21 protein-coding genes are annotated in these 25,656 nt (G+C 66.9%); 14 read left to right on the top strand and 7 right to left on the bottom strand.

Translation table 11 applies throughout. From position 1 onward, the window contains the following. Positions 1 to 68: 68 nt before the first annotated feature. The gene (locus QX010_RS02700; RefSeq protein WP_315803196.1) at positions 69 to 1,241 is read right to left on the bottom strand and encodes an isovaleryl-CoA dehydrogenase; all 1,173 of its coding nucleotides are present in this window, start codon (positions 1,239 to 1,241) and stop codon (positions 69 to 71) included. Between the two features lie 224 nt (positions 1,242 to 1,465). On the opposite strand from QX010_RS02700, the gene QX010_RS02695 reads away from it, so the two are divergent. Both QX010_RS02695 and QX010_RS02690 read left to right on the top strand, forming a co-directional pair. Next, a complete protein-coding gene (locus tag QX010_RS02695) occupies positions 1,466 to 2,761 on the top strand; it encodes a cytochrome P450 (protein WP_316177441.1) in 1,296 nt (431 codons plus the stop codon). A gap of 344 nt (positions 2,762 to 3,105) precedes the next feature. Beyond that, positions 3,106 to 4,377 (top strand): cytochrome P450, encoded by a 1,272-nt coding sequence (locus tag QX010_RS02690; protein ID WP_315803194.1) that lies wholly within the window; start codon positions 3,106 to 3,108, stop codon positions 4,375 to 4,377. A 66-nt stretch (positions 4,378 to 4,443) separates the two neighbouring features. Here QX010_RS02690 and QX010_RS02685 read toward each other — a convergent pair whose 3' ends face one another. Then, on the bottom strand, positions 4,444 to 4,698 hold the full coding sequence (locus tag QX010_RS02685) for a hypothetical protein (protein WP_316177439.1): 255 nt from the start codon (positions 4,696 to 4,698) through the stop codon (positions 4,444 to 4,446). Between the two features lie 191 nt (positions 4,699 to 4,889). Here QX010_RS02685 and QX010_RS02680 point away from each other — a divergent pair, with 191 nt between their 5' ends. The 7 genes from QX010_RS02680 to QX010_RS02650 all read left to right on the top strand — a co-directional run bounded on the left by QX010_RS02680 (position 4,890) and on the right by QX010_RS02650 (position 13,201). After that, positions 4,890 to 5,435 (top strand): thiamine pyrophosphate-binding protein, encoded by a 546-nt coding sequence (locus tag QX010_RS02680; protein WP_316177437.1) that lies wholly within the window; start codon positions 4,890 to 4,892, stop codon positions 5,433 to 5,435. Next, positions 5,435 to 6,016, top strand: a complete 582-nt coding sequence (locus tag QX010_RS02675) for a thiamine pyrophosphate-dependent enzyme (RefSeq protein WP_316177435.1) — start codon at positions 5,435 to 5,437, stop codon at positions 6,014 to 6,016. Before QX010_RS02680 ends, QX010_RS02675 begins: the two co-directional genes overlap by 1 nt. 162 nt (positions 6,017 to 6,178) lie before the next feature. Continuing rightward, complete coding sequence (locus tag QX010_RS02670; protein WP_316177433.1) at positions 6,179 to 7,348, top strand: acyl-CoA dehydrogenase family protein; 1,170 nt, start codon at positions 6,179 to 6,181, stop codon at positions 7,346 to 7,348. Between the two features lie 8 nt (positions 7,349 to 7,356). Then, positions 7,357 to 8,469, top strand: coding sequence for a CaiB/BaiF CoA-transferase family protein (locus tag QX010_RS02665; RefSeq protein ID WP_316177432.1), 1,113 nt, complete (start codon positions 7,357 to 7,359; stop codon positions 8,467 to 8,469). Positions 8,470 to 8,471: 2 nt separating this feature from the next. After that, positions 8,472 to 9,320, top strand: a complete 849-nt coding sequence (locus QX010_RS02660) for a MaoC family dehydratase N-terminal domain-containing protein (protein WP_316177430.1) — start codon at positions 8,472 to 8,474, stop codon at positions 9,318 to 9,320. 111 nt (positions 9,321 to 9,431) lie between these two features. Beyond that, positions 9,432 to 11,054: a benzoylformate decarboxylase gene (gene mdlC, locus QX010_RS02655; protein ID WP_316177428.1), complete on the top strand. Its 1,623-nt coding sequence runs from the start codon at positions 9,432 to 9,434 to the stop codon at positions 11,052 to 11,054. Between the two features lie 329 nt (positions 11,055 to 11,383). Then, positions 11,384 to 13,201 (top strand): hypothetical protein, encoded by a 1,818-nt coding sequence (locus tag QX010_RS02650; RefSeq protein ID WP_316177427.1) that lies wholly within the window; start codon positions 11,384 to 11,386, stop codon positions 13,199 to 13,201. Between the two features lie 399 nt (positions 13,202 to 13,600). On the opposite strand, the gene QX010_RS02645 is transcribed toward QX010_RS02650, so the two are convergent. Both QX010_RS02645 and QX010_RS02640 read right to left on the bottom strand, forming a co-directional pair. Beyond that, positions 13,601 to 15,289, bottom strand: coding sequence for an outer membrane beta-barrel protein (locus QX010_RS02645; protein WP_316177425.1), 1,689 nt, complete (start codon positions 15,287 to 15,289; stop codon positions 13,601 to 13,603). Positions 15,290 to 15,719: 430 nt separating this feature from the next. Then, on the bottom strand, positions 15,720 to 16,517 hold the full coding sequence (locus tag QX010_RS02640; protein ID WP_315803184.1) for a glucose 1-dehydrogenase: 798 nt from the start codon (positions 16,515 to 16,517) through the stop codon (positions 15,720 to 15,722). A gap of 85 nt (positions 16,518 to 16,602) precedes the next feature. Here QX010_RS02640 and QX010_RS02635 point away from each other — a divergent pair, with 85 nt between their 5' ends. Beyond that, positions 16,603 to 17,076, top strand: a complete 474-nt coding sequence (locus tag QX010_RS02635) for a MarR family winged helix-turn-helix transcriptional regulator (RefSeq protein ID WP_315803183.1) — start codon at positions 16,603 to 16,605, stop codon at positions 17,074 to 17,076. Next, a complete protein-coding gene (locus tag QX010_RS02630; RefSeq protein ID WP_315803182.1) occupies positions 17,073 to 17,309 on the top strand; it encodes a hypothetical protein in 237 nt (78 codons plus the stop codon). Before QX010_RS02635 ends, QX010_RS02630 begins: the two co-directional genes overlap by 4 nt. Before the next feature lie 500 nt (positions 17,310 to 17,809). On the opposite strand, the gene QX010_RS02625 is transcribed toward QX010_RS02630, so the two are convergent. Both QX010_RS02625 and trhA read right to left on the bottom strand, forming a co-directional pair. Then, positions 17,810 to 18,604 (bottom strand): SDR family oxidoreductase, encoded by a 795-nt coding sequence (locus QX010_RS02625; protein WP_316177422.1) that lies wholly within the window; start codon positions 18,602 to 18,604, stop codon positions 17,810 to 17,812. Between the two features lie 24 nt (positions 18,605 to 18,628). Beyond that, positions 18,629 to 19,324, bottom strand: coding sequence for a PAQR family membrane homeostasis protein TrhA (gene trhA / locus QX010_RS02620; RefSeq protein ID WP_315759485.1), 696 nt, complete (start codon positions 19,322 to 19,324; stop codon positions 18,629 to 18,631). A gap of 191 nt (positions 19,325 to 19,515) precedes the next feature. Here trhA and QX010_RS02615 point away from each other — a divergent pair, with 191 nt between their 5' ends. Together QX010_RS02615 and QX010_RS02610 are read left to right on the top strand one after the other, a co-directional pair. Further along, positions 19,516 to 20,979, top strand: a complete 1,464-nt coding sequence (locus QX010_RS02615) for a YcjX family protein (protein WP_316177420.1) — start codon at positions 19,516 to 19,518, stop codon at positions 20,977 to 20,979. Next, positions 20,976 to 22,004: a TIGR01620 family protein gene (locus tag QX010_RS02610; protein ID WP_316177418.1), complete on the top strand. Its 1,029-nt coding sequence runs from the start codon at positions 20,976 to 20,978 to the stop codon at positions 22,002 to 22,004. Before QX010_RS02615 ends, QX010_RS02610 begins: the two co-directional genes overlap by 4 nt. A gap of 3 nt (positions 22,005 to 22,007) precedes the next feature. Here QX010_RS02610 and QX010_RS02605 read toward each other — a convergent pair whose 3' ends face one another. Continuing rightward, positions 22,008 to 23,513: a glycosyltransferase family 39 protein gene (locus tag QX010_RS02605; RefSeq protein WP_316177416.1), complete on the bottom strand. Its 1,506-nt coding sequence runs from the start codon at positions 23,511 to 23,513 to the stop codon at positions 22,008 to 22,010. Between the two features lie 217 nt (positions 23,514 to 23,730). On the opposite strand from QX010_RS02605, the gene QX010_RS02600 reads away from it, so the two are divergent. After that, the gene (locus QX010_RS02600) at positions 23,731 to 25,455 is read left to right on the top strand and encodes an adenylate/guanylate cyclase domain-containing protein (RefSeq protein WP_315803177.1); all 1,725 of its coding nucleotides are present in this window, start codon (positions 23,731 to 23,733) and stop codon (positions 25,453 to 25,455) included. Positions 25,456 to 25,656: the final 201 nt, after the last annotated feature.

Genomic DNA, 25,656 nt, shown 5'->3' with positions numbered 1-25,656 from the left:
TTAAAATATCTGCAACTGGCCGGTTGGCGAACGCATGTCCCGCATACGCCAACCGTTAGGTCGGCGCCTCAGGACGTCTTCTCGAACAATTCCCGCCCGATCAGCATGCGGCGGATCTCGCTGGTGCCGGCGCCGATCTCGTAGAGCTTGGCATCGCGCAACAGCCTCCCGGTCGCATAGTCGTTGATGTAGCCGTTGCCGCCGAGCAGCTGGATCGCGTCCAGCGCACATTGCGTCGCCTTTTCGGCGGCGAACAGAATGGCGCCCGCGGCGTCCTCGCGTGTCGTCTCGCCCCGATCGCAGGCCTTGGCCACCGCATAGACATAGGCGCGCGCGGCGTTCATCGTCGTATACATGTCGGCCACCTTGCCCTGGACGAGCTGGAAGGTGCCGATCGGCTGGCCGAACTGCTTGCGCTCGTGCACATAGGGCAGCACCGCGTCCATGCAGGCCTGCATGATGCCGAGCGGACCCGCCGCGAGCACCGCGCGCTCGTAGTCGAGGCCCGACATCAGCACGTTGACGCCGCGGCCGACCTGCCCCAGCACGTTCTCCTCCGGCACCTCGCAATCCTCGAACACCAGCTCGCAGGTGTCGGAGCCGCGCATGCCGAGCTTGTCGAGCTTCTGCGCGGTCGAGAACCCCTTCATGCCCTTCTCGATGATGAACGCGGTGATGCCGCGCGGGCCGCCTTGCGGATCGGTCTTGGCATAGACCACGAGCGTCTCCGCGACCGGACCGTTGGTGATCCACATCTTGTTGCCGTTGAGGACGAAGCGGTCGCCTTTCTTTTCGGCGCGCGTCTTCATCGACACCACGTCGGAGCCGGCCTGCGGCTCGGACATCGCCAGCGAGCCGACATGCTCGCCCGAGATCAGCTTGGGCAGATATTTGCGCTTCTGCGCCTCGTTGCCGTTCCGGCGGATCTGGTTGACGCAGAGATTGGAGTGGGCGCCGTAGGACAGGCCGACCGAGGCCGAGGCACGCGAGATCTCCTCCATGGCGATGCAGTGCTCGAGATAGCCGAGGCCGGCGCCGCCATACTCCTCCTCGACCGTGATGCCGTGCAGGCCGAGCTCGCCGATCCGCGGCCAGAGGTCGCGTGGAAACTGGTTGGAGCGGTCGATCTCGGCGGCGCGCGGCGCGATCTGCTCCTGCGAAAAGCTCGCCACCGTCTCGCGGATCGCGTCCGCGGTCTCGCCGAGATCGAAATTGAACATGCGCTGCGCGTTGGCGATCATGGGGCGGCCTCCTGCTAGTCTTCTGCTTTGCAACAATGGCTCAAAGCCATATTCCGTGGCGTGGCGCTTGTCACGCCCGACGTCCGGCCGAACACCAGCCTTGCAACGCAAGACTTGACGGGTCAGCCCCCGTCAAACTCGGCGCTTGCCCCGCGCTCCCGGGCAGGATGTAATCGCGCCAAGCATCGCCGGACAGCGCGAATCCGGCCATCAGGGAGACGTCCATGCACGGGACCAGCACGACGGCCGAGGCACATCGTCACGCCGCGAAGGGCGAGCGCGTCATCGACGCTGCCGCCGGCCGCGCCGCATCGCTGCCGCTCGCCGAATTCGACCCCGGTCATCCGGAGTTATTCCGCACCGACACGCACTGGCCCTATTTCGACCGGCTGCGCCGTGAGGATCCGGTGCACTACTGCAAGGAATCGATGTTCGGCCCCTACTGGTCGATCACCCGCTACGACGACATCATGGAGATCGAGACCAATCACGCGGTGTTCTCCTCGGCGTCCGCGCTCGGCGGCATCACCATTCGCGACGTCGATCCGGATCTCCGCCGCGAGAGCTTCATCGCGATGGACCCGCCGCGCCACGCCGCGCAGCGCAAGACCGTGGCACCGATGTTCACGCCGACACATCTCGACGAGCTCGCGATCAACATCCGCAAGCGCTCCGCCGAATGTTTGGACAACCTGCCTGTCGGCGAGGTGTTCGACTGGGTCGATCGCGTCTCGATCGAGCTGACCACGCAGATGCTGGCGGTGCTGTTCGACTTCCCCTGGGAAGACCGCCGCAAGCTGACGCGCTGGTCGGATATCGCCACCACGATTCCCGGCCCCGACGGGCTGGTAGCGACCGAGGACGAGCGGCAGGCGGAGCTGATGGACTGCGCGCGCTATTTCGGTCGGCTCTGGCAGGAGCGCGCCAGCCAGCCGCCGAAGAGCGACCTGCTGTCGATGATGGCCCACAGCGAGGCGACGCGGAACATGGACCCGAAGAACTTCCTCGGCAACCTCGTGCTGCTGATCGTCGGCGGCAACGACACCACGCGCAACACCATGTCCGGCAGCATCTATGCGCTCAGTCAGAACCCTGATCAGTACCGCAAGCTCAAGGACAACCCTGCGCTGATCGACAGCTTCGTGCCCGAGGTCATCCGCTGGCAGACCCCGCTCGCCCACATGCGCCGCACCGCGCTGGAGGACATCGAGTTCCGCGGCAAGCAGATCAGGAAGGGCGACAAGGTCGTGATGTGGTACGTCTCGGGCAACCGCGACGAGGCCGCCATCGAGCGCCCCTACGACTTCATCATCGACCGCGTCAGGCCGCGCCAGCATCTGTCATTCGGCTTCGGCATCCACCGCTGCGTCGGCTTGCGTCTGGCCGAATTGCAACTCAAGATCATCTGGGAGGAGATCCTGAAGCGCTTCGATCATATCGACGTGATGGACGAGCCGAAGCGGGTCTATTCCAGCTTCGTGAAGGGATACGAAACGTTGCCAGTACGGATCGCGGTGTAGGCTGTATTGAAGACGAATCGATCGCGGATTGAAATCCGGCACAAAGCCTCGCGTCGGGTGACGCACAATCGACCCATCCGGACTGAGCGAAGCCGCTCAGCGCGGTATGCGATACAGCGCCCTCTCCCCTTGTGGGAGAGGGCATCTCCGGCCCATCCGCGCACACGGTTGGGTGAGGGGTATCTCTCCGCGATCGACGCCCGCGGAGACAGACCCCTCACCCGACCGAGTTCACAGGGCTTTCCTGCATGCCCTCTCCCACAAGGGGAGAGGGCGCATTCATACGCACCTCATCTGCCGACCCTCGATCGGCAGATGCTGAGTTCAACGAAAGGGACCACCCCATGACCGTCCAGGCCGCGCTGCGTTCCGACAAGGCCGATCTGCTGCGCGACGCGCGCCTCGAGGCCTATGCGACGCCGATCGAGGACTTCCATCCCGGCGCACCGCGGCTGTTCCAGAGCGACACGATCTGGCCGTGGTTCGAGCGGCTGCGCAAGGAGGCGCCGGTGCACTACTGCACCAAGGCGCCGATCGAGCCCTATTGGTCGGTGACGCGCTATCACGACATCATGCATGTCGACACCAGCCACGCGCTCTTCTCCTCGGACGTCAGCAATGGCGGGATCATGATCCGCGACGTGCCGCCCGGCTACGAATGGCCGAGCTTCATCGCGATGGACGAGCCTCGCCATGGCGAGCAGCGCAAGACGGTGCAGCCGATGTTCACGCCGGAGCATCTCGACGAGATGGCGGTGCTGATCCGGCAGCGCTCGGCCAAGGTGCTGGACTCGCTGCCGCGCAACGAGACCTTCAACTGGGTCGAGAAGGTCTCGATCGAGCTGACGACGCAGATGCTGGCGACCCTGTTCGATTTCCCGTTCGAGGAGCGCCGCAAGCTGACGCGCTGGTCGGATGTCTCAACCGCGCTGCCCAAGAGCGGCATCGTGTCATCGGAAGAGGAGCGCCGCCGCGAGCTCGGCGACTGTGCCGAGACCTTCGGCCGGATGTGGAAGCAACGCCAGGCCGAGCCCGGCCGCGACCTGATCTCGATGATGGCGCATAGCGAGGCGACGCGCCACATGACGCCAGACAATCTGATGGGCAATCTGATCCTGCTCATCGTCGGCGGCAACGACACCACCCGCAATACGATGACCGCCTCAGTGCTGGCGCTGAACGAGAACCCGGCCGAGTATCAGAAGCTGCGCGACAATCCGGCGCTGATCGAGACCATGGTGCCCGAGGTGATCCGCTGGCAGACGCCGCTCGCCCATATGCGGCGCACGGCGCTGGTCGATACCGAGCTCGGCGGGAAGACAATCAGGAAGGGTGATCGCGTCGTGATGTGGTACGTCTCGGGCAATCGCGACGAGGAGGTGATCGAGAACCCCGACGCCTTCATCATCGACCGCAAGCGGCCGCGCATCCACCTCTCCTTCGGCTTCGGCATCCACCGCTGCGTCGGCATGCGGCTGGCCGAGCTGCAACTGCGCATCGTCTGGCAGGAGATCCTCAAGCGCTTCGACCGAATCGAGGTCGTGGGCGAGCCGAAGCGGGTCTATTCCAGCTTCGTGCGAGGTTACGAGTCGCTTCCTGTGAGGATTCCGGGGTGAGGGCCACGCCTGAGGCCCCCCACCTGTTCGATCGCCCGTCGTCGCAACCCGGCGGCGCGATTCGAGTTAGAAGCCGCGACTGAAATTGCCGTCAGCCCGCCCAATCTCGAGCGCCTGGGCCTTCGACACCCGATCGCGACACATGATGTATTTCAGAACCTGCGCGTCGGTCCCGGCACGATGAGCACGCCACATGTCGAGGGAGAAGCCGTCCTTTGCCATGCAGGCTTGAGAGTGAGGACTGTCGTTGCGCTCTCTGGCGTTTGCAACGCTGGAAGCGAAGAGCGCGGTCGATACCAGGAAAAAACCAAGCAGTTTCATCAAATCATTCCCTTGAGATGTCATGTGAGATCAAACACGGGAACAATAGCCAGCACGATCGCAAGCACAAGCGTGGGGTTGCCCATAAAATCACGGGGAGACATGATGACCTCATGTGATGAGGCGCAACGCGTGCTTTGACCAGATCATTCCTCGCACCCTTTGCGGGTGCTCATTTACCGAAAGTCGTCATGGCAGTATCCGACCCGCCGACAACAGGCCCCGACTGGCCGCTTGCCATCTACGAGGCGCTGAAGGCCGCCGACGTCCGGCAACTCTGCTACGTCCCGGACGCCGGCCATTCCCGTCTGATCGGCCTTGCGCATGACGATCCCGCAATCGCCACCACGGTCCTGACCACCGAAGAGGAAGGCGTCGCGCTGTCCGCCGGCGCCTGGCTCGGCGGCCAGCGCGCGGTGCTGCTGATGCAATCGAGCGGCGTCGGCAATTGCGTCAACATGCTCTCGCTGCTTCCGAGCTGCCGCTTCCCGTTCCTCACTTTCGTGACGATGCGCGGCGAATGGGCCGAGTTCAATCCGTGGCAGGTGCCGATGGGAAAGGCCACGCAGGCCGCCTTCGAGATCATGGGCGTCACCGTGTTCCGGCTCGAGCATCCCGAGGACGCCGGCGAGATGGCGGCGGCCGCCGCCAAGCTTGCCTATGACAGCGAACAGCCGATCGCGGTGCTGATCTCCCAGCGCATGATCGGCGCCAAGAAGTGGACGGAGGCCAAGTGATGCGTGCCGCACTCGACCGCCGCGCCGCGGTGAAAGCGCTTTTGCAGGACCGCGGCGACCTCCTGGTCGTCAGCGGCCTCGGCTCGTCGTCCTACGACGTATTCGCCGCCGGCGACCATGATGCGAATTTCTACCTGTGGGGCGCGATGGGCGGCGCAGCCATGATCGGCCTCGGATTGGCGCTGGCGCAGCCGTCACGGCCGGTCGCGGTCATCACCGGCGACGGCGAGCAGTTGATGGCGCTCGGCAGCCTCGCGACATCGGCTGCGAAGAGGCCGCGCAATCTTGCGATCGTCGTGCTCGACAATGCCCATTTCGGCGAGACCGGGATGCAGATGAGCCATTCCGGGCTCGGCGCAAATCTCGAGCTGATCGCGACCGGCGCCGGCTTTCCCTCCGTCAGCACGATCGAGGACGGCGCGGCGCTCGCCGCCTTCCGGCCGAAGCTGCACGCGTTGTCCGGGCCGCACTTCGCCCGCGTCGCGATCTCGACCGATCACGTCGACCGCGCGCTGCCGGCGCGCGACGGTGTCTTCCTCAAGAACCGTTTCCGCGGCCATCTCGGATTTCCCGTCAGCTAGAACGCGTGCGCAGGCCGGCTTGCTCTGTCGCTCCGGCAAGGCTGCCCGGCTGCAACGCTGGCATTCCAAGCTTGCCAAGCGTGACCCGCTTGGTCATAGGCTATCAGGAACAAGCCCAGGGAGAGAGCCCAGGCCGCGTCACGGCGGCCCGCGGAGCAACAGATGACAGAACAGCAGCATCAGCACGACGATTACGCCGACATCCGCGACGCAGTGGCCAAGCTGTGCGCGCAGTTCCCCGGCGAATATTGGCGCAAGCTCGATCGCGAGATGGCCTACCCTTCCGCCTTCGTCGATGCGCTGACGCAGGCCGGCTATCTCTCGGTGCTGATCCCCGAGGAATATGGCGGCGCCGGGCTGAAGTTGTCGGCGGCGGCGGCGATCCTCGAGGAGATCCAGCGCGCCGGCTGCAATGGCGGCGGCTGTCACGCCCAGATGTACACGATGGGCACGGTGCTGCGGCACGGCTCGGCCGAGCAGAAGGCGAAGTGGCTGCCGAAGGTCGCCAGCGGCGAGTTGCGGCTGCAGGCGTTCGGCGTCACCGAGCCGACCTCGGGCACCGACACGACCTCGCTGAAGACGGTCGCGAAGCGTGACGGCGACGGCTATATCGTCAACGGCCAGAAGATCTGGACCAGCCGCGCCGAATATTCCGACCTGATGATCCTGCTCGCGCGCACCACGCCGAAGGACCAGGTGCAGAAGCGCACCGAGGGTCTCTCCGTTTTCATCGTCGACATGCGCGAGGCCAAGAAGGCAGGGCTCACCATCCGCCCGATCCGGACGATGATGAACCACGCCACGACGGAAGTGTTCTTCACCGACATGCGCGTTCCGGCGGAGAACCTGATCGGCGAGGAAGGCAAGGGCTTCCGCTACATCCTCTCCGGCATGAATGCCGAGCGCATCCTGATCGCGGCCGAATGCGTCGGGGATGCCAAATGGTTCATCGCCAAGGCCACCGCCTATGCCAAGGAGCGCGTCGTGTTCGGCCGTCCGATCGGCCAGAATCAAGGCATCCAGTTCCCGATCGCCAAGGCCTATGCGTCGATGCGGGCCGCCGAGCTGATGGTCAAGGAAGCCACCCGCAAATACGAGGCCGGGCAGGATTGCGGCGCCGAAGCCAACATGGCCAAGATGCTCGCGGCCGACGCCTCGTTCGAGGCGGCCAATGCCTGCATCCAGACCCATGGCGGCTTCGGCTTCGCCGAGGAATACGACGTCGAGCGCAAGTTCCGCGAGACGCGGCTGTATCAGGTGGCGCCGATCTCGACCAACCTCATCCTCTCCTACGTCGCCGAGCACGTGCTCGGCATGCCCCGGTCGTATTGAGGTCTGCGATGCTGCCGCTTGAGGGAATCACCGTCGTCGCCGTCGAGCAGGCGGTGGCCGCGCCGTTCTGCTCGTCGCGGCTGGCCGATGCCGGCGCTCATGTCATCAAGATCGAGCGGCCCGAGGGCGATTTCGCCCGTGGCTATGACGCCGCCGCCAAGGGGCAGAGCAGCTACTTCGTCTGGCTCAACCGCGGCAAGGATTCGCGCGTCGTCGATCTCGCCAAGCCGGAAGGCCGCGCCGAGCTCGAGAAGCTGATCGCCGGCGCCGACGTGCTGCTGCAGAACCTCAAGCCCGGCTCGATGGACAGAATGGGCTTCGCCCGCGAGCGGCTGCGCAAGGACTATCCGAAGCTGATCTGCTGCACCATCACCGGTTACGGCGACACCGGTCCCTACGCCGACCGCAAGGCCTATGACCTGCTGATCCAGGCCGAGAGCGGGCTCGCCTCGATCACCGGCGGGCCGGATGGTCCGTCGCGCGTCGGCATGTCGATCGTCGACGTCGCCACCGGCGCGACGGCGCATGCCGCGATCCTGGAGGCTCTGATCAAGCGCGGCCGCACCGGCGACGGCGCCGATATCAGGATCTCGATGTTCGACGTGATGGCCGACTGGCTCACGGTGCCGCTGCTCAACGCGGAAGCCGGCAATGCGCCGAAGCGCATCGGCCTCGCCCATCCCTCGATCGCGCCCTATGGCGTGTTCACCTCGAAGGACGGCAAGGACATCCTGATCTCGATCCAGAGCGAGCGCGAGTGGAAGACGCTGTGTGCCAAGGTGCTGGACCAGCCGGCCCTGCCCGACGATCCGCGCTTCGCCAACATGGTCGCGCGCGTGCGCAATCGCAGCGTCACCGACGGCATCGTCGCCGAGCGCTTCGCGGCGCTGTCGCGCGATGAGCTGCTGGGCAAGCTCGCGAGCGCCGACATCGCCTTTGCCGAGGTCAACAGCATGTCGGATCTCGCGGTCCACCCGCATCTGCGGCGGATCGAGGTCGACACGCCAAACGGCGTCGTCAGCTATCCCGCACCGGCGGCGATCGTGGTCGGCGACGACAGGCGTTACGGCGCCGTGCCCGCGATCGGCGAGGCCGCCTCGCCCCATCAGCGAAAGGGATGATCATGACGGACACGCTCGATCTCGATCACCTCCGGCAATGGATCGGCCGCAGCGCCGAGGCGACCGACCTCGTCACCCCGCAGCTCACCAAGGGCCTGCGCGCGACGCTTTTTCTGGACATCGGCGAACCGACGACCGGCGACATCGCGCCCTACACAGTGCACTGGTGTTTGGGCCAACCGGTGTTTCCGCACGATCAGCTCGGCCCCGACGGCCATCCGACGCGCGGCGGCTTCCTGCCGCCGGTGCCGCTGCCACGGCGGATGTGGGCCGGCGGCGAGGTGCAGTTCATCGATCCCCTGCGCGTCGGCGATGTCGCGACGCGTGTTTCGACGATCACCGACGTCACCCTGAAGAGCGGCTCGACCGGCCAGCTCTGCTTCGTGTCGGTGGAGCATGTCGTATCGACGCCGCGCGGTGTCGCGATCCGTGAGCGCCAGGACATTGTCTATCGCGACATGGGCGGCGCGCAGGCTGCGCCGGCAAAAGCGCCGCCGCCTCCGCCGGTCGCGCAGCACAGCGAGACGCGCGTGTCCGATGCGGTGCTGCTGTTTCGCTATTCCGCGCTGACCTTCAACGGCCACCGCATCCACTACGACCGCGACTACGTCACCAGGGTCGAAGGCTATCCGGGCCTGATCTTCCACGGCCCGCTGCAGGCGGCGCTGCTGGTCGAGTTCGCCGCCAAGCTGAAGGGCAAGCCGCCGGCCAGGTTCACCTACCGCGGCGTGCAGCCGTTGTTCGAAGGCAGCGAGTTCTCGGTCAACGCCAACGACAAAGATGGCGGCCTCGAGCTGTGGACGGCCAACGCCGAGCGGCAGCCGACCATGAAGGGCACCGCGACGTGGTGAGATAGGCTATCGTCATTGCGAGCGAAGCGAAGCAATCCAGGGCCGCACCCGGGACTCTGGATTGCTTCATCGCTTCGCTCCTCGCAATGACGGCAATTCGAGGAAACGCCTTTGGCAAGAACAACCAAAACAACAACCAAGCCCGTCACCGTCAAGCAGGCCACCTTCGCGCTGCTGCGCGCCTTCGGCATCAAGAAGGTATTCGGCAATCCCGGCTCGACCGAGCTGCCGTTCCTCAGCGACTGGCCCGACGACATCGACTACGTGCTCGGCCTGCAGGAGGCGAGCGTGGTCGGGATGGCCGACGGCTATGCGCAGGCGACGCGCAATGCCGGCTTCGTCAACCTGCATTCGGCCGCCGGCGTCGGCAACGCGCTCGGCAACATCTACACCGCGCATCGCAACCAGACGCCGCTCGTCATCACCGCCGGCCAGCAGGCGCGCTCGATTCTGCCGCTGCAGGCGTTCCTCTATGCCGAGCGTCCGTCGGAATTTCCCAGGCCCTACGTCAAATACAGCGTCGAGCCGGCGCGTCCGGAGGACGTGCCGGGCGCGATCGCGCGCGCCTATTACACCGCGATGCAGCCGCCCTGCGGCCCGACCTTCGTGTCGATCCCGATCGACGACTGGATGCATCCGGCGCAGCCGGTCGCGGCGCGCAAGGTCAGCCGCGAGCTCGGCCCCGATCGCGCCGCGATGGACGAGCTGGTGGGCGCGCTCGCCGCGGCGAAGAACCCGGCGCTCGTGGTCGGCCCCGGCATCGATCGCGCCGGCTGCGTCGATCTGGTGGTCGCGGTCGCCGAGAAGGCCAGGGCCGCAGTCTGGGTCAGCCCGTTCTCGGCACGCTGCGCGTTCCCCGAGCGCCATCCGCAGTTCCAGGGCTTCCTTCACGCCTCGCCCGGTCAATTGTCCGACGCCCTGAAGCCGCACGACCTCGTCGTCGTGATCGGCGCGCCGGTGTTCACCTTCCATGTCGAGGGCCACGCCGCGATTTTCGACGGCGCCACCACGCTGTATCAGATCACCGACGATGCCGAAGGCGCGGCCGTGCCGCCGATCGGCACCAGCATCATCGCGACGATGCGTCCGGCATTGTCGCTGCTGCTGGAGTTGCTGCCGGAGACTAGGCGCGCGGCGCCGAAGGGCCGCGTGCTGCCCGACGCGCCGAAGCCATCCGATCCGATCCCGGTCGACTATCTCCTGCATACGCTGGCGCAGGCGCTTCCGGCGGGCAGCGCCGTGGTCGAGGAGATTCCCTCGCACCGGCCGGTGATGCACAAGTACATGCCGATGCCGGGCGCGGATTCGTTCTACACGATGGCGAGCGGCGGGCTCGGCTACAGCCTGCCGGCGGCGGTCGGCATGGCGCTGGGCCGTAGCACCGGCCGCACGGTGTGCCTGATCGGCGACGGCTCGGCGATGTATTCGCTGCAGGCGCTGTGGACATCAGCGCAGCGCCGGCTGCCGCTGACGGTCGTGGTCATCAACAATTCCGGCTATGGCGCGATGCGCTCGTTCAGCCAGGTCATGCAGGTGCGCAACGTGCCCGGGCTCGAGCTGCCCGGCCTCGACTTCGTCAAGCTCGCCGAGGGCATGGGCTGCGACGCGGTGCGCGTGAGCCATGCCGCCGAGCTCGAAGGTGCGCTGGCGCGAGGCCTCTCCCATGCCGGCACGAGCCTCATCGAGGTGATGGTCGACGCCGCGGTGCCGCTGCTCTACGCCCAGAAGGGCTGAGCCCGCGTTCGTACAGCGGACGTTCTGTCAACTGCGCCGTATGCGACAATGCGTCGCATCTTCAATGGCGGCAGCATGGCTCGCCGCGAAATGCTCATCGGCCCGCCGCAACCGTGCAACCGGCGGTGTCGAGCGCAACTGATTGTTTCGAAAGCTTTCTGCTCCCCCGCGCCATCTCGCCGCGGCCGGCTTGCCGCAAACATCGCGAAATCCTGCCGTCAGCTTGCAGGCAGACGCCTTGCTGCTTGCAAGGTCCGACCATTCTGCAAGCCAAAATCATTTTCAAAAGGTTCCATCATCCAATCCAGCGTACCAAGGGAGTTGAGCTGATGGCGGATAAGAAGAATCTTCAAACCGCGGCGTCGAGGACCGATCTCTATCGCCATGTCAGCGTGCTGGCCCTGATGTCCGCTCTGGCGGTGACGGCGCTGCCGCATCAGGCCCATGCGCAGGCGATGACCACCGCCCTTGCCACATCGGCCACCACCAACGCCGCCGCGAAGGCGGCGCAGGATGCGGCGGCGAAAGCCGCGGCACAGGCGGCCGCCAAGGCTGCCCAGGATGCCGCTGCCAAGGCCGCGGCTGCTGCCGCCGCCAAGGCCGCGCAGCAGGCCGCCGCCAAGGCTGCGCAGCAGGCTGCTGCGAAGGCGGCGGCCGACGCGGCTGCGAAGGCTGCAGCCAACGCCGCTGCGAAGGCCGCGGCCAGCGCCGCCGCCAAGGCTGCCTCCAAGGCTGCCTCCACGGCTGCGACCGCCGCTGCGGCGACCGCGGCGAGCAGTGCCGCCAAGACTGCGGCTGCAACGACGACGGCCGCGGCCATGACGACCAGCACCACCGCCAAGCCGGTTGCTGCCACCACCACTTCGGCTGCGACGACCAGCACGGCCGCCAAGCCTGTCGCCGCCGCCAGCACCGCTGCCAAGCCCGCTGCTGCCGCCACCGCGGCAACGACGACGACCGGCACGGCCAAGACCGCCGCCGCGACCACCACGAGCACGACCACCACAGCCGCCAAGCCGGCCGCGGCGGCCACGACCACCGTCGCGCTCGCCAAGGCCACCGCGGCGCCGGCAGCCGCAGCGACCCCGGCCAAGGCGGCCGCCGCAGCGTCGAGCAGCAGCGATGCCGTCGCCAAGGCCAATGCCGCCGCAGCAGCCGCGGCGCAGACCGCGGCCGCCGCCGAGGCGCAGGTCGCTGCCGACCGCAAGGCGATCGACGTCGCCCGTCAGGCCGAGCAGAACGCGAAGGGCGCCGCGATCGAGGCGCAGGAACAGGCTGAAAAGAACCCGACAGCCGCCAACCAGGCCGCGGCGACCGCGAACGCCGCGAAGCTAAGCGCGGCCTCGGCCGCGCTGCAGGCCGCGTTCCAGAAGCTCGACAAGGACATCGACGTCTCCAACGAGGCCAAGGAAGCCGCCAACGCCGCCAAGGACACCGCGCGCGAGACGGCCGAGGCTGCCGGCAAGGCGGCCCAGCAGGCCGGCCAGGCGGCCGGCAACGCCAACAATGGCGGCAATGCCAACAATGGCGGAGCGGCGGCCGGCAACGGCGGCAACAACAACAATAACAACAACCAGCAGAACCAGGCGGCCCAGGAAGCCGCCGAGCAGGCTGCGCTGCAGGCGGCGTTGAAGACCGGCGAGCAGGCACGCGCGGTCGCCCAGCAGAAGACCCAGGCCGCGCAGGCGGCTGCGACCCAGAACCAGAAGACGGTCGAGGCTGCGCTGAACCAGAAGATCGGCACGATCGATGCGACGGTCGAAGCGGCCGAGCAGAAGGTGAACGCCGACCGGCAGGCCCTGGAGCAGGCGCGCCAGGCTGCGCAACAGGCCAAGCAGGACGCACAGGAGGCCGCCGAGGTCCTCGAGCGCGCCAACAATGCGGCCAACCAGGCCGCGCTGGCGGCCGCGCAGGCCAAGGCGCAGACCACCGCCAACGCCTTCAACCAGGCCAACGCGACGCTGAACGCCGACAACCAGGCCCTGACCCAGGCCCGCGAGACCGGCGAGCAGCAGGAGCAGGCGCTGCGGGCCACAGCTCAGCAGCAGATCCAGGCCGGCTACACCGCCGCCCAGCAGGCCACCCAGGCCGCCTGGGCCGAGGCGCAGCAGATCGGCAACGCCGCGCTGGCCGCGCTCGAACAGTAAGACCGCTCCGCGCCGCCGCTCGGGTTACGCCGGGCGGCGCGGACACCGATAACGATAACAAGACCATCACCAGCCGCATGCCGAACCGACCGGGGATGGCGCACGCGTCGGCGACCTGACCTCATCCCGCCGCGTGAGACTCCCCGGTCACCCCACCCGTCAGGCATGCATTGCCTCGAGGCCCCGTCCCCTGCGGGGCCTTTCTTTTTTTGCGCGAGACGGGCCAGCCCGCCCTCGACGGCCATGCAGACCGGGCGCATCGGCCACTAATCCGGTCGGACAGACGTCGCCGCGTCGGATGCGCGGGTTCGCGTTCGTGCCCTCGCTGTCGCGCGGCTCGCGCGGAACGACGGGCCGAGGTGCACGCGGCGACTGTCGTCCACCCGCCCTGTTGCCAGCTCAATATTGGAATCGCACGCCGACGACGCCGACCACCGCCATGAAGTTGTTCAGCGCGATATTGGAGCGGGTCCATTCGGTGCGGACCTCGCTCTTGAGCTGAACATTGCGGTTCATCTTGTAGGTGCCGCCCGCGGCAAGGAACATGCGCTGGTCGACGCGGCCGATGCCGACGAACTGATCCTGGCCGTAGCCGCCGCGCAGCGTTCCGATCAGCCACGGCTCGAACTGATGATCCATCTGCAGGATCACGTCGCGCGACAGGATGCCCGAGACGTTCATCGCCGGCGTCTCGGAGGCCTGCGAGCGCGCCACCAGCACGAAGGTGGTGGCGTCGGTCGCGGCCCAGGCGAGCGTCGCATCCGCGATCACGCCGTTGATGTTCGGCATCAGCGGCGAGTCCATGCGGCGCGTGAGATAGCCGACCGAGGCTTCGCCGGTCAGCGTTCCCACGTTGACGACGGCGCCGCCGCGCGCGGTGATGCCGCTGGAATCGCGGCGCTGGCCGTTGAAGTCGACCTGCAGATCGTGGTTGCGCCGATCGAAACTCATGTCGACAAACGGCGAGATGTTCGGCGTCAGCGCATAGGTGACGCGGACCTGCGCGCCCGGCTGGGTGTAGTTGCGGTCCTGCGTCCGCAGCGGCACGTTGGCGACGATCAGCGCGTCGTTGAACACGACGCGGTCGGCCGATCCCTTGAATGCGATCTCGGCGGGACCGATCTTCTGCAGCACGCCGGCGCTGCCGCCGAACGTCGTGGCGCGGGGCAGCTTGAGCGCACCCGGCAGCGCCAATGCATCGTTGACGAAACGCGCCTCGCCGGTGATCGCGGTGCCTTCGACGAAGTCGTAGCGTCCTTGCGCCCGCGCCTCGAAGGTCGGATGGCTGAGCGAGCGGACGTTGGTGTCCTCGGTGTAGGCGCCGCGGAAATCGGCGTTGAGCTGATGCCGCTCCCATTGCGAGCGGACCGCGACTTCCGTCGCCGCGATGGCGACCGGTGAGCCCTGCCCGCCGTTTCGCCGGGTCGGATTGGTGTCGTAGCCGGCCTGGATCTCGACGGCGGGCTTCACCAGGAACGACCCGACCATCACACCCGTCGGATCGTAGGGCTTCGCATCGGCGGTCACCGGTTGCGGTTTCACCGTGTTCAGATTGCGATCGGGAAGAACGTCGCGGTTGCGCAGCACGGCCGCGGGCTGGGCTGCTGCCACGGTCTCGTCCGGCTTGGCCGGCTGTGCCTCGGCGGCTGGCTTTGCTGCGATCTGCCGTGCGGCGGGTTGCGGCGCGGCGCGTTGAGCGTCTCCCGCCGGCTCGGCCGTGGCGACGCGCGCGCCACGGGCGGGCTGAAACGCGGCGAATCCGAAGCTGCCGACCGCCGCGTCGCGCTTGCCCGGCGCGGCCAGCGACGGCGCACCGGCCTCGCGCACCGGACGCAGCAATGCGCTGACGCCACGCGGGTCCTGGCGCATCATCAGCGTCCGGCTGTCGTTGGTGATCCGCGGAACGTTGTAGTAGATGCTGCGCGCCGTCACGTGACGGAAGAACAGCCGGTCGGCGCGTCCCGGAACGACGTCCGTCGGCTTGGCCTTGATGGTCTGCTGCGCGGACGCGCCGTCCACCACCATCACGGTCAACAGCAGCACCTCGACGAGCGCGAGCGTGACCCCGCGGTGGGATCGCGTCACCATGAGCCGCTTGGTCCGCACCGCGAACGCGCCGGTCTTGTGTGGTGAATGAGCCTGCAAAGCAATGCCGGGGTATGCCAATATCACGCGACGACGTCAGGTCAGGGCGCCGTCGCAATGAATACGCAGCGCATGCACGCGACGAGCTCCCCTTGCCTGGCAGATAGCCGGAAAACGTCGGCGGAAGTTTTGCCGAGCCGGGATGATTTCAGGCGAGATTGAGAGCTGTTCGCAATGAGTCGCCGCGAAGCCGCGCAGCGGTGTCTTGGCGTTCGCAGACCAAACTAATTAGTTGAAACGAAGACGATCGCTGCGCGGAAGCCGGCGAAATTCGGACCTCGGCATGATCCTCTTTCGACGACAATCAAGGGTCCGAGACGGCTGCGGCGATCGCGGGCGCTGCGTCGTCGGCGACGGCCGACGCCTCTCGGATTCAGGACGCGAGGAAGCCGCCATCGGCCGCCAGGACGTGGCCCACGACATAGGACGACGCGTCCGACAATAGCCACAGCACGGCCTCGGCGATGTCCTCGGGCTGCCCCATCCGCCGCAGCGGCAGGCCGGCGGCGACGGTCGCGATGTCGCCGACACCGGCGCGCAGCATCATGTCGGTGACGACGCGTCCGGGCGCGATCGCGTTGATCCGGACGCCGCGCGGCGCCGCCTCCATCGCGGCCGATCGCGTCAGCGAAATCACGGCGGCCTTCGACGCCGAATAGAGCGCAAGCCCCGCATTCGGATTGCGCACGCCGCTCACGGAGGCGTTGATCACGATGCGGCCGCGGCCCTGCGCATACATGACCGGCAACTGCGCGCGCAGGCACAGGAACACCGAGCGCACATTGGCGTCGAACACGTCCGCATAGACGCCGTCGCCCTGCTGCTCGATCGGCGCCCGGCGCTCCTGGAATCCGGCATTGTTGAACGCCGCATCCAGCCGGCCATAGCGATCCAGCACGGCCTGCACGAGGTTCGCGACGTCGTCCTCGCGCGTGACGTCGGCCTTCACCGCGAGCGCCTCGGCCCCGAGCGCCCGGCATCGTGCCGCCGTATCGGCCAGCTCGGCCTCGCGCCGTCCGGCGACGACGACTGCCTCTGCGCCGCCGGCGGCGAGCTTCAAGGCGGCGGCCCGGCCGATGCCGGAGCCGCCCCCGGTGACGAGGCAGACCTGCCCCTGCATCCGCGACGCCGCGGGCGCGCTTGCCCCGGCCGTGAGCTGCGTATCACTCATCTCCGACCCTCCGCTGTACGGCGTCGTCGATGCCACGTTGCATCGGCAATTTGTTGTATGATACAACTATATGGCAGGAGTCAAGATGCCCGACCCGGATCTCACGCTCGTCGACGACATCCGCGCCGCCGCGCGCCTGATGGTGCGCGAGCTCGGCTTCATGGAAGCGACGCTGGCCGCCACCGACCTTCCGCCGTCGGCGGTTCACACCATCCTGGAGATCGGCCTGCGCGGCCCGCTGACGGCGATGCAGCTCGGCACGATCCTGCATCTGGAGAAATCCAGCATCAGCCGCATGGTCCGCAAGCTGATCGACAGCGGCGAGTTGCAGGAGACGATCGATGCCGGCGACGCCCGCATCAAGCCGCTCTGCCTCACAACCAAGGGACGGAAAACGCTGGCGGCGCTGCACGCCTTCGGCCGCCAGCAGGTTCGCGGCGCCCTGTCGTCGCTGTCGAAGGCCGAGCAGCGCACGGTGCGCGAGGGCCTGTTGCTGTACGCCCGCGCGCTCGAAGCTTGGCGCGCGGCAGAGCAGGACATGCAGCCGTCGGAGCCATGAGCGCGCCCGACGGGCAGATTGCGCATGCGCGTCATGACGAAACTGCCCGTCGTGTTGAAATGCCGCAGCACGTGGCCTTGCACCGTCGGGCAAATCAGGACGATGTTTCCGCGCATCCCGCCTCACACGAAGGGGCGTTGCGCGCGATCGTCACGACACGCGAGGCGGGGAGCGATGGCCGCGAGATGTCGCAGCGTGCTTGCGCGCGGACGAACGGCAACTTGCGGACGTGAAGTCGCAGGGTCCTGATACCCCGACGCTGGTATCACCCGCGCAATGCGCAAGCATCGTCGCGGCATGGTGGCCAACAAGCCCGGCGCACCAGGGAGACTGCGTATAAGCGTTAAAGACCGTCGCGCAGGGAATGCCGGAGTGTTCGGCTTTGCCTGTGGTACCTGCCGCCTGCATTTTTTCTGCAGGCGGGCCATGGGTGAGGCCCTCACCCGGCATTCCCTGCGCCCTTCGTCTGTTCGGAGGGAGCCAAATGACCGTACAACTCGGACGCCCAAGGTCGCGAGAACGCGAGGTCATGTCATGAGCCGTGCGGATATGGACGCAGGACCTGCCACGCCGTCATTGCGAGCGAAGCGAAGCAATCCAGGGCAGCGCTCGCGACTCTGGATTGCTTCGCTTCGCTCGCAATGACGGAAACGACCAATGTCCGATGTGTCGCGAAGGGTCCACTGTCAGATTGTCCGACAACTCAAATCATCCGACGACAATGGCTGCAATCCTACTTGCCGAACTCGTCCCGCATCTTCGCCTGGATCTTCGCCATGCCGCCGAGCCAGCGGTCGTAGTTCTCGGTCTTCTTGCGCATGTAGCCAAGGACCTGCGGATGCGGCAGGATCAGGAAGCTCTCCTCGGCAAGGCCCTTCAGCACGTCTTGCGCGACCTGCTCCGGGCTCAGATCGCCGTCGCCGGATTGCGGGCCCTTCGGGATCGATCGCAGCATGTCCGTGTCGACGCCCTGCGGACAGAGGATCGAGACCTTGATGTTGTCGGCCTTGTGCGAGATCGCGAGATTCTCGGCAAATCCCACCGCGGCATGCTTGGTGGTGGAGTAAGGCGCGCTGCCGACCTGCGACAGCAGGCCGGCCGCCGAGATCGTGTTGAGGAAATAGCCGCCGCCGCGCGCCTTGTAGCGCGGGATCAGATGCCGCGCCGCGTAGACATGCGCCATCACGTGAATGGCCCAGCTCCGCGCCCACGGCTCGTCGGAGGTGCCGCCGACATTGACCGACAACGGGTCGAAGCCGCCGCCGATGCCGGCATTGGAACAGAACAGCGCAATCGGCCCGAACTGCCGCTCGGTTTCCTCGATCACGTGCCGGATGTCGGCTTCCTGGGAGACGTCGCATCTGAAGGCGGCGCCGCCGATGCCATCAGCGACGGCCTTGGCGCCGGCTTCGTCGAGATCGGCCACGATCACCTTGGCCGCCCCAGCAGCCGCGAACGCCTCGCACAGCGCCTTGCCGATGCCGCGGGCTCCGCCGGTGACCACAACAATCTTGCCGGTCACCTGCATGCAAAGCCCTCCTCGTGGAATTTTCTAGGTCAAGACCAGGTCGAGCACCGCGGTATAATGAAAGCCGGCGCCCAGCAACACGAAACCATGCCAGATCGCGTTCTGGAAGCGCAAGCGCCGCCACGAGTGGAAGATGACGCCGAGGCTGTAGAGGATGCCGCCGGTGAGCACGCAGGCCAGGACCGAGGCCGGCATCACCGAGATCACCCGGTCGTACATCATGACGCCGCTCCAGCCGAGCGCGAGATACAGCCCGATCGACAGCGCGTCGAAGCGGCCCGGCCAGCGCAGCTTCAGAACGATGCCGAAGATGGCGACGCCCCAGACCCCGAGCAGCAGCGCGGCCGAGAACACCGTGTCCTTCAGGGCGGCGATGAACGGCGTATAGGTGGCCGCGATGAGCACGTAGATGGCGGAGTGGTCGAAGCGGCGCAGCACCCATTTGGTCGGCGACACCGGCCACAGATTATAGGTTGCCGACAGCGTCAGCATCGAGAGCAGTCCCGCGACATAGATCGACACCACCACGATGTCGACGGCGCTGGCATAGATCGAGGTCAGCACGACGAGCACGGTTGCGGCGACCAGCCCGGCGGCGATGCCGACGACGTGGACGACGCCGTCCGCGATCATCTCGACCTTGTCGTAGTTCCAGCGCATCGCGCCGGTGGCGGCATGGACGGAGGTCGAGGCGAACTGCTTCAGTTGAAATACGGTCATGTCAGAGCCTGGTGCCGGTTTTCCGGGACAATTGTGCCGGAAGGATTATGGTTTCCAGTGGTCAACGTTCCGTTCAAAGTCTGGTTCTATCCGGAAACGGGCCGGAATTGTGAGCTTGAATCCGGTGTTTTGCATCGCCACCTGTCAACAATCGCTCACGCCCTTTTCAACTGGCGAATTCCCCTCCTCCCATGGTGACCTTTTCCGAACTCGTCGAGGAAGCGCGGCTCTCGGCCCGTGCCCTGCTCGATTATGGCGAGAGCTTCCTCAACCCGACCGTCCGCCTTGGCGTCACCGGGCTGTCGCGGGCCGGTAAGACCGTGTTCATCACGGCGCTGATCCACGACCTCGTTCGCGGCGGGCGCATGCCGGTGTTCGAGGCCTTGGCCTCGGGCCGCATCGCCCGCGCCTATCTGACGCCGCAACCCGACGACGGCGTGCCGCGCTTTGCCTATGAGAGCCACGTGCGGGCGCTGGTCACCGAGCGACGCTGGCCGAGCTCGACCGTCGACATCAGCGAGCTCAGGCTGGTGATCGAATTCCAGCGCGCCAACGGCGCCGAGCGGACGCTCACGCTCGACATCGTCGACTATCCCGGCGAATGGCTGCTCGACCTGCCGCTGCTGAACAAGAGCTATGAGCAATGGGCGCGGGAAAGCCTCGCGCTGTCGCGCATCGAGCCGCGCGCGCATGTCGCCAGGGACTGGCACGCGCATCTGGCGACGCTCGCCCCCGAAGGCCGCGAGGACGAGTCGGCGACACTCGAGGCCGCACGGCTGTTCACCGACTACTTGCGCGCCTGCCGCGACGAGCGCTTCGCCATGAGCCTGCTGCCGCCCGGACGCTTCCTGATGCCGGGCAATCTCGCCGGCTCTCCGGCGCTGACCTTCGCACCGCTTGACGTGCCCGCCGACGGCCAGGCGCCGGCCGGCTCGCAATGGGCGATGATGGCGCGCCGCTACGAGTCCTACAAGGACATCGTTGTCAGGCCGTTCTTTCGCGACCATTTCGCCCGGCTCGATCGCCAGATCGTGCTGGTCGACGCGCTGGCGGCGTTCAATGCCGGACCGGAGGCGCTGCACGATCTCGAGGCGGCGCTGACCGGCATTCTCGATTGCTTCCGCGTCGGACGCGGCAATCTGCTGACCGCACTGTTCCGGCCGCATATCGACCGCATCCTGTTCGCGGCGACCAAGGCCGACCATCTGCATCACACCAGCCACGACCGGCTCGAAGCCGTGCTGCGGCGCGCCGTCAACCGCGCGGTGGCCCGGGCCGAGAGCACGGGCGCTGCGATCGATGTGGTGGCGCTGGCCGCCGTCAGGGCGACGCGCGAGGCGCTGGTCGCCCGCGGCCGCGACAAGCTGCCGTCGCTGCTCGGCACGCCGGCCGCCGGCGAAAGCGCCAATGGCGAGATCTTCGACGGCGACACCGAGGTGGCGACGTTTCCGGGCGAGCTGCCGGCCGATCCGGAGGAGCTGTTCAAGGGCGGCGCCTACCGCGGCCTGTCGAGCGCTGCTGCCGACGGCACCGACTTCCGCTTTCTGCGCTTCCGCCCGCCTTTGCTGGCCCCCGATGCTGGCGGCGAGCCCGCTTTGCCCCATATCCGCATGGACCGCGCCCTTCAGTTCCTGATCGGAGACCGGCTGCAATGAGCGAACGCGCCAAGCCTCGTCGTCCCCAGACCTTCCGGCTCGATGATCCCGACGTCGTCGTGGTCGATGCCGAGGACGCCGCCCGGCCCGGCCGGGGCACCATCCAGATCACGCCTGAGGCCGACCCGGCGCAATTGCCGGTGCCGGTCGAGACCGTGCTGCCGGCACGGCGCGGCTTTCGCTGGGGCGCCGTTTTCTGGGGCTCGGTCACCGGCCTCGTCCTGCTCGGCCTCGGCCTCGGCGTCACCCGGCTGATCGAGGATCTGTTCGCGCGCAGCGAGGCGCTCGGCTATGTCGGCGCGGGATTCGCGGCCGCAGCCGCGATCGCATTGGCGGTCGTCATTGCCCGAGAGACCTACGGCCTGGTGCGTCTCGCCACCATCGAGAAGCTGCATCAGCGCGCGGCCGCCGTGCTGCTGTCCGACGATCGCGCCGAGAGCCGCGAGGTGGTCGCCGAGCTGCTGCGGATCGCACATGCCAATCCCCGGCTGGCGCGTCCGCGTGCCGCGCTCGCCGGCCACGCCGACGACATCATCGATGGCGGCGACATGATCAAGCTTGCCGAGCGCGAGCTGATGGCGCCGCTCGACGTCGAGGCACGGCGCCTGGTGTCGGTCGCGGCGCAACGTGTATCCGTGGTCACGGCTGTCAGCCCGCGCGCGCTGATCGACGTGCTGTTCGTCTTTGTCGCGAGCCTGCGGATGATCCGGCAGCTCGCGCGGCTCTATGGCGGCCGTCCCGGCGCGCTCGGCATGATCAGCCTGTTGCGCCATGTCGTCGCGCATCTCGCCATCACCGGCGGCATGGCCGCGAGCGACAGCCTGATCCAGCAGGTGCTGGGCCATGGCATCGCGGCAAAGCTGTCGCAGCGGCTCGGCGAAGGCGTGCTCAACGGACTGCTTACGGCGCGGCTCGGGCTCGCGGCCATCGACGTGACCCGGCCGATGCCGTTCGCCGCGCTGCCGCGACCGGCGCTGGCGGATCTCGCCAAGGATCTCCTGCGCAAGCAGGAGGAGCAGGGATGAGGCTCAGGCCGGCGGCGCGGAATCGAACTCACCGGCGAGCCAGCGCCATTGGTACAATGGCGAGTCCGGCGGCGGCGCCAGTTCGGGCGTCCAGCCCGTCAGCCTGCCGAACGCGTAGGTGTCCATGACGCGGCCGCGCCAGCTCCGCTCGACGCGTCCGAGCGGCTCGCGGTGCGCGGTCGTGTCCGCCAGCAGCGGGCCGGCATTGTCCGGCTCGCGCACGACGTAGAGGCCGGCATGTCCCGCGATCAGGTTCATGCCGGGATCACGAAAGCCGATGAAGCGGGCACGCTCGTTGATCTGGATCACCGGCACGCGGCCGCGAAAGAACCACCGCATCATCGCGTAGGTGCGATAGTCGGAGGTCGCGATCCAGGTGGCACCGCTGCTTTTGAGCTCCTGCTCGGCGCGCGCCGCCACCTGCTGATAGCCCGCCTCGGCGCCGATCGGATCGGCCCGCCCGAGGAAATTCCAGGGCGCGGCAACGTAGTAGAGGAAGATCAGGACCACCATGGCGATGCCGCTGACGACGGCGATGCGCGCCCAGCGCACGGTGGATCGGACGAACCAGGCGGGCACGCCGTCCTGCGGCAGCTTGACGATGTTGATCGCGACCGCCGCAAACCCGATCGGCCACATGAACATCGGCCAGGTGTCGCCGATCCGCAAAGTGAACGACTTCCAGAGGAAGTAGAGGAACGGCACCAGCACCGCCGTCGACAGCAGGATCGCGACCGGCTCACGCGTGCGATAGCCGCGCCAGGCCGTGAAACTCAGCGCCGACAGCGTGACCGGCAGCAGCACGAAGCCGACCTGTCCGAACTGCAATCCGATGTAATCGCCGAGCGTCCGCAACGACAACTCATGCGGCGCGGTGGCGCGAACGAACTGGAAGCGGAACGAGGCCCAGTCGTGCTGTACGTTCCAGATCAGCACCGGCGAGAACACGGCCAGCGCAATCAATGCTCCGCACCATGGATAGGGACTGAACAGCCAGCGGCTGCGCCAGGCCGGAACGAGCAGGAATGCCGCCACGCCCGGCAGCAGCATGACCACCGTGAATTTGGACAACAGCGCCAGTCCGCCGAACAGGCCGGCCGCGAGCCACCAGCGGCCGTCATCGCTCTCGGCGAGGCGAACCAGCGCCCAGATCATCGCGAGCGCAAACGGGATCACCGCGACGTCCGGGGCCACCTTGGCCATCAGCAGGCCATAATAGAGCGCGGCCTCTGGCAGCAGCACCACGATGATCACCGCCCGCATATTGTGAGTGGCGCGGCGAACGATGTCGGCGAGCAGGAGCTGCGTCGCGCCCATCGCGAGGATGCCGGCAAAGCGGACGCCGAGATTGGTATCGCCGAACAGGGCAGTGCCCAGCCGGATGAACCAGGCGATCATGGGCGGATGATCGAGGAAGCAGAGCTGCAGCTCCTTCGACCAGGTCCAGTAATAGGCCTCGTCGGTGCGCAGATCGAGCGCAGCGGCGTAGACGAGACGGATGATCGTCATGCTCGTGATCACGGCCGCCGCCATCAGCCACGCAGCGCGCGTGGACCGAAACTTTGGGCTGTCGATGCCTGGGGAAATGGCCGTCACGCGGTGCTTTTCCCCGACTCCGCCGGGCGAGTCAACGTTCGCTCGCGCCGCCGGATGACCGCCGCCATCAGCCCTCTAGGACAACAGGGAATAAATCTCTAGCATTGCGGCTCCAGATCATACGGACCACATGACCATTTCGATTTCCCATCGTTTACAGTCCGCCCGGCGCGGCATCGGTGTGCGGCAGGTACGGCTGATCTGCGGCTTCATCCTCTTCAGCTACCTGCTCAGCCATTTTCTCAACCATGCGCTCGGCAACATCTCGCTGCAGGCCCTCGCCGAGGGCGTGTCCTATCATGTGGCGTTCTGGCAGTTTCCTCCGATCGCCGTGCTGTTCTATGCGGCCGCTCTCACCCATGGCGGGCTCGGCGTGTGGGCGCTTTATCAGCGCCGGCAATTCAGCCGCAGCACGATGGAGCCTCTGCAGCTGCTGCTCGGCCTCAGCATCCCCGCGTTGATCTTCAGCCACATCGCCGGCGTCCGCATCGGGCAGGCCCTGTACGGACAAGAGAAGCTGTACCCGCAGGTTCTGTACTCCTATTGGACCGGCCCGTCCTGGCGGATCTGGCTGATGTCGGCCGCGCTGCTGACGTCATGGGCGCATGGCTGCATCGGGCTGCACTTCTGGCTGCGGCTCAAGCCGTTCTACAAGCGCGCGGCGCCGTGGCTGCTCGCCTGCGCCGTGCTGATCCCGGCGCTGGCGCTGCTCGGCTTCTACCGTGGAGGCCGAGACGTCATCGCGGCAAGCGCAGCGCCGCAGTGGCGGGTCGAGAATCTGTCGCGGCAGATGGGCACGCCCCTGGAGCAGGCAGTACTCGAGACCATCATGAACGGCTTCCTGATCGGCTATGGCGGCCTGATCGGCTTGGCGCTCGCCGCGCGCGGCGTGCGAGCGGTGCATGAGCGACGTGGCGGCATGGTCACGCTATCCTACAACAATGGCCGCTCCATCCGGGTGCCAAAGGGTTTGTCGGTGCTCGAGGCCAGTCTGCGCAACAACGTACCGCATGCCAGCATGTGCGGCGGCCGCGCGCGCTGCTCGACCTGCCGCATCAGGGTGATCGGAGATCCCGGCGCGCTGCCGCCACCCTCGCCTCGCGAGGCCTTCGTGCTCGCGCAGATCGGCGCGGCCGACCCGTCGGTCAGGCTGGCCTGCCAGTTGCGCCCCACCGGCGATCTTTCATTCTTTCAGCTGTTCATGCCGAACCCGACACCCGGCGAGCGCACTAGCTCGCGCGCCGGAATCGGGCAGGAGCGCTACCTCGTCAGCCTGTTCGTCGACATGCGCGGATCGACCGGCCTCGCTGAGAAACGGCTGCCGTTCGACGTCGTGTTCATCGTCAACCGCTTCCTCAGCGCCGTCTCCCAGGCCGTGCTGGCGAATGGCGGGCAGCCCAATCAGTTCGTCGGCGACGGTATGCTCGCGCTGTTCGGACTAGCCACCGATTCACATGTCGCGTGCGGCCAGGCGATCCAGGCGGCGCGCGACATCGCGGCCAACATCGCCGAGCTGAACGCGTTCCTCAGCCATGATCTGCATGACCCGATCCGCTTCGGCATCGGCATTCACGGCGGCGAGGTGATCGTGGGCGAGATCGGCTATCGCGACCACATGGTGTTCACCGCGCTGGGCGACGCCGTCAACGTCGCATCACGACTGCAGGACATGACGAAGACCCTCGGCTGCCAGGTCATCATCTCGGACGAGGTCTACGCGCGGGCGCGACTTGCCGCCGACGTGCTGCCGCAGCGCGAGGTCGAGATTCGCGGCCGCGCTGAGCCGATGCGCGTCAGGACGGCAATGGATGCCGCCGAACTCGCGATGCTCTCGGACGAAGGGACGGCTGCATGACGAGTTGCGTTGAACCTGTTTGCAGCCTGCGCTGTCATACCGAGAACGGTTGCAGCGGGTCCGCGGCGACGGGCGGAACGGTGGCGTTGCGGTCAAAAGCCGCAAAGCCGCCACGATATCGATCATTTCGGGCCAAAACCGCCCGCTGTTTGCGCTATCACGCCTGTCACAACCGCAGTATTCTCGAATTCCGGGCCTGAC

The organism is Bradyrhizobium sp. SZCCHNRI1009 (assembly GCF_032487575.1).
Lineage (GTDB): Bacteria > Pseudomonadota > Alphaproteobacteria > Rhizobiales > Xanthobacteraceae > Bradyrhizobium.
Note: the sequence above shows the minus strand (reverse complement) of the source record. Positions and strands in the feature narration are given on the sequence as shown.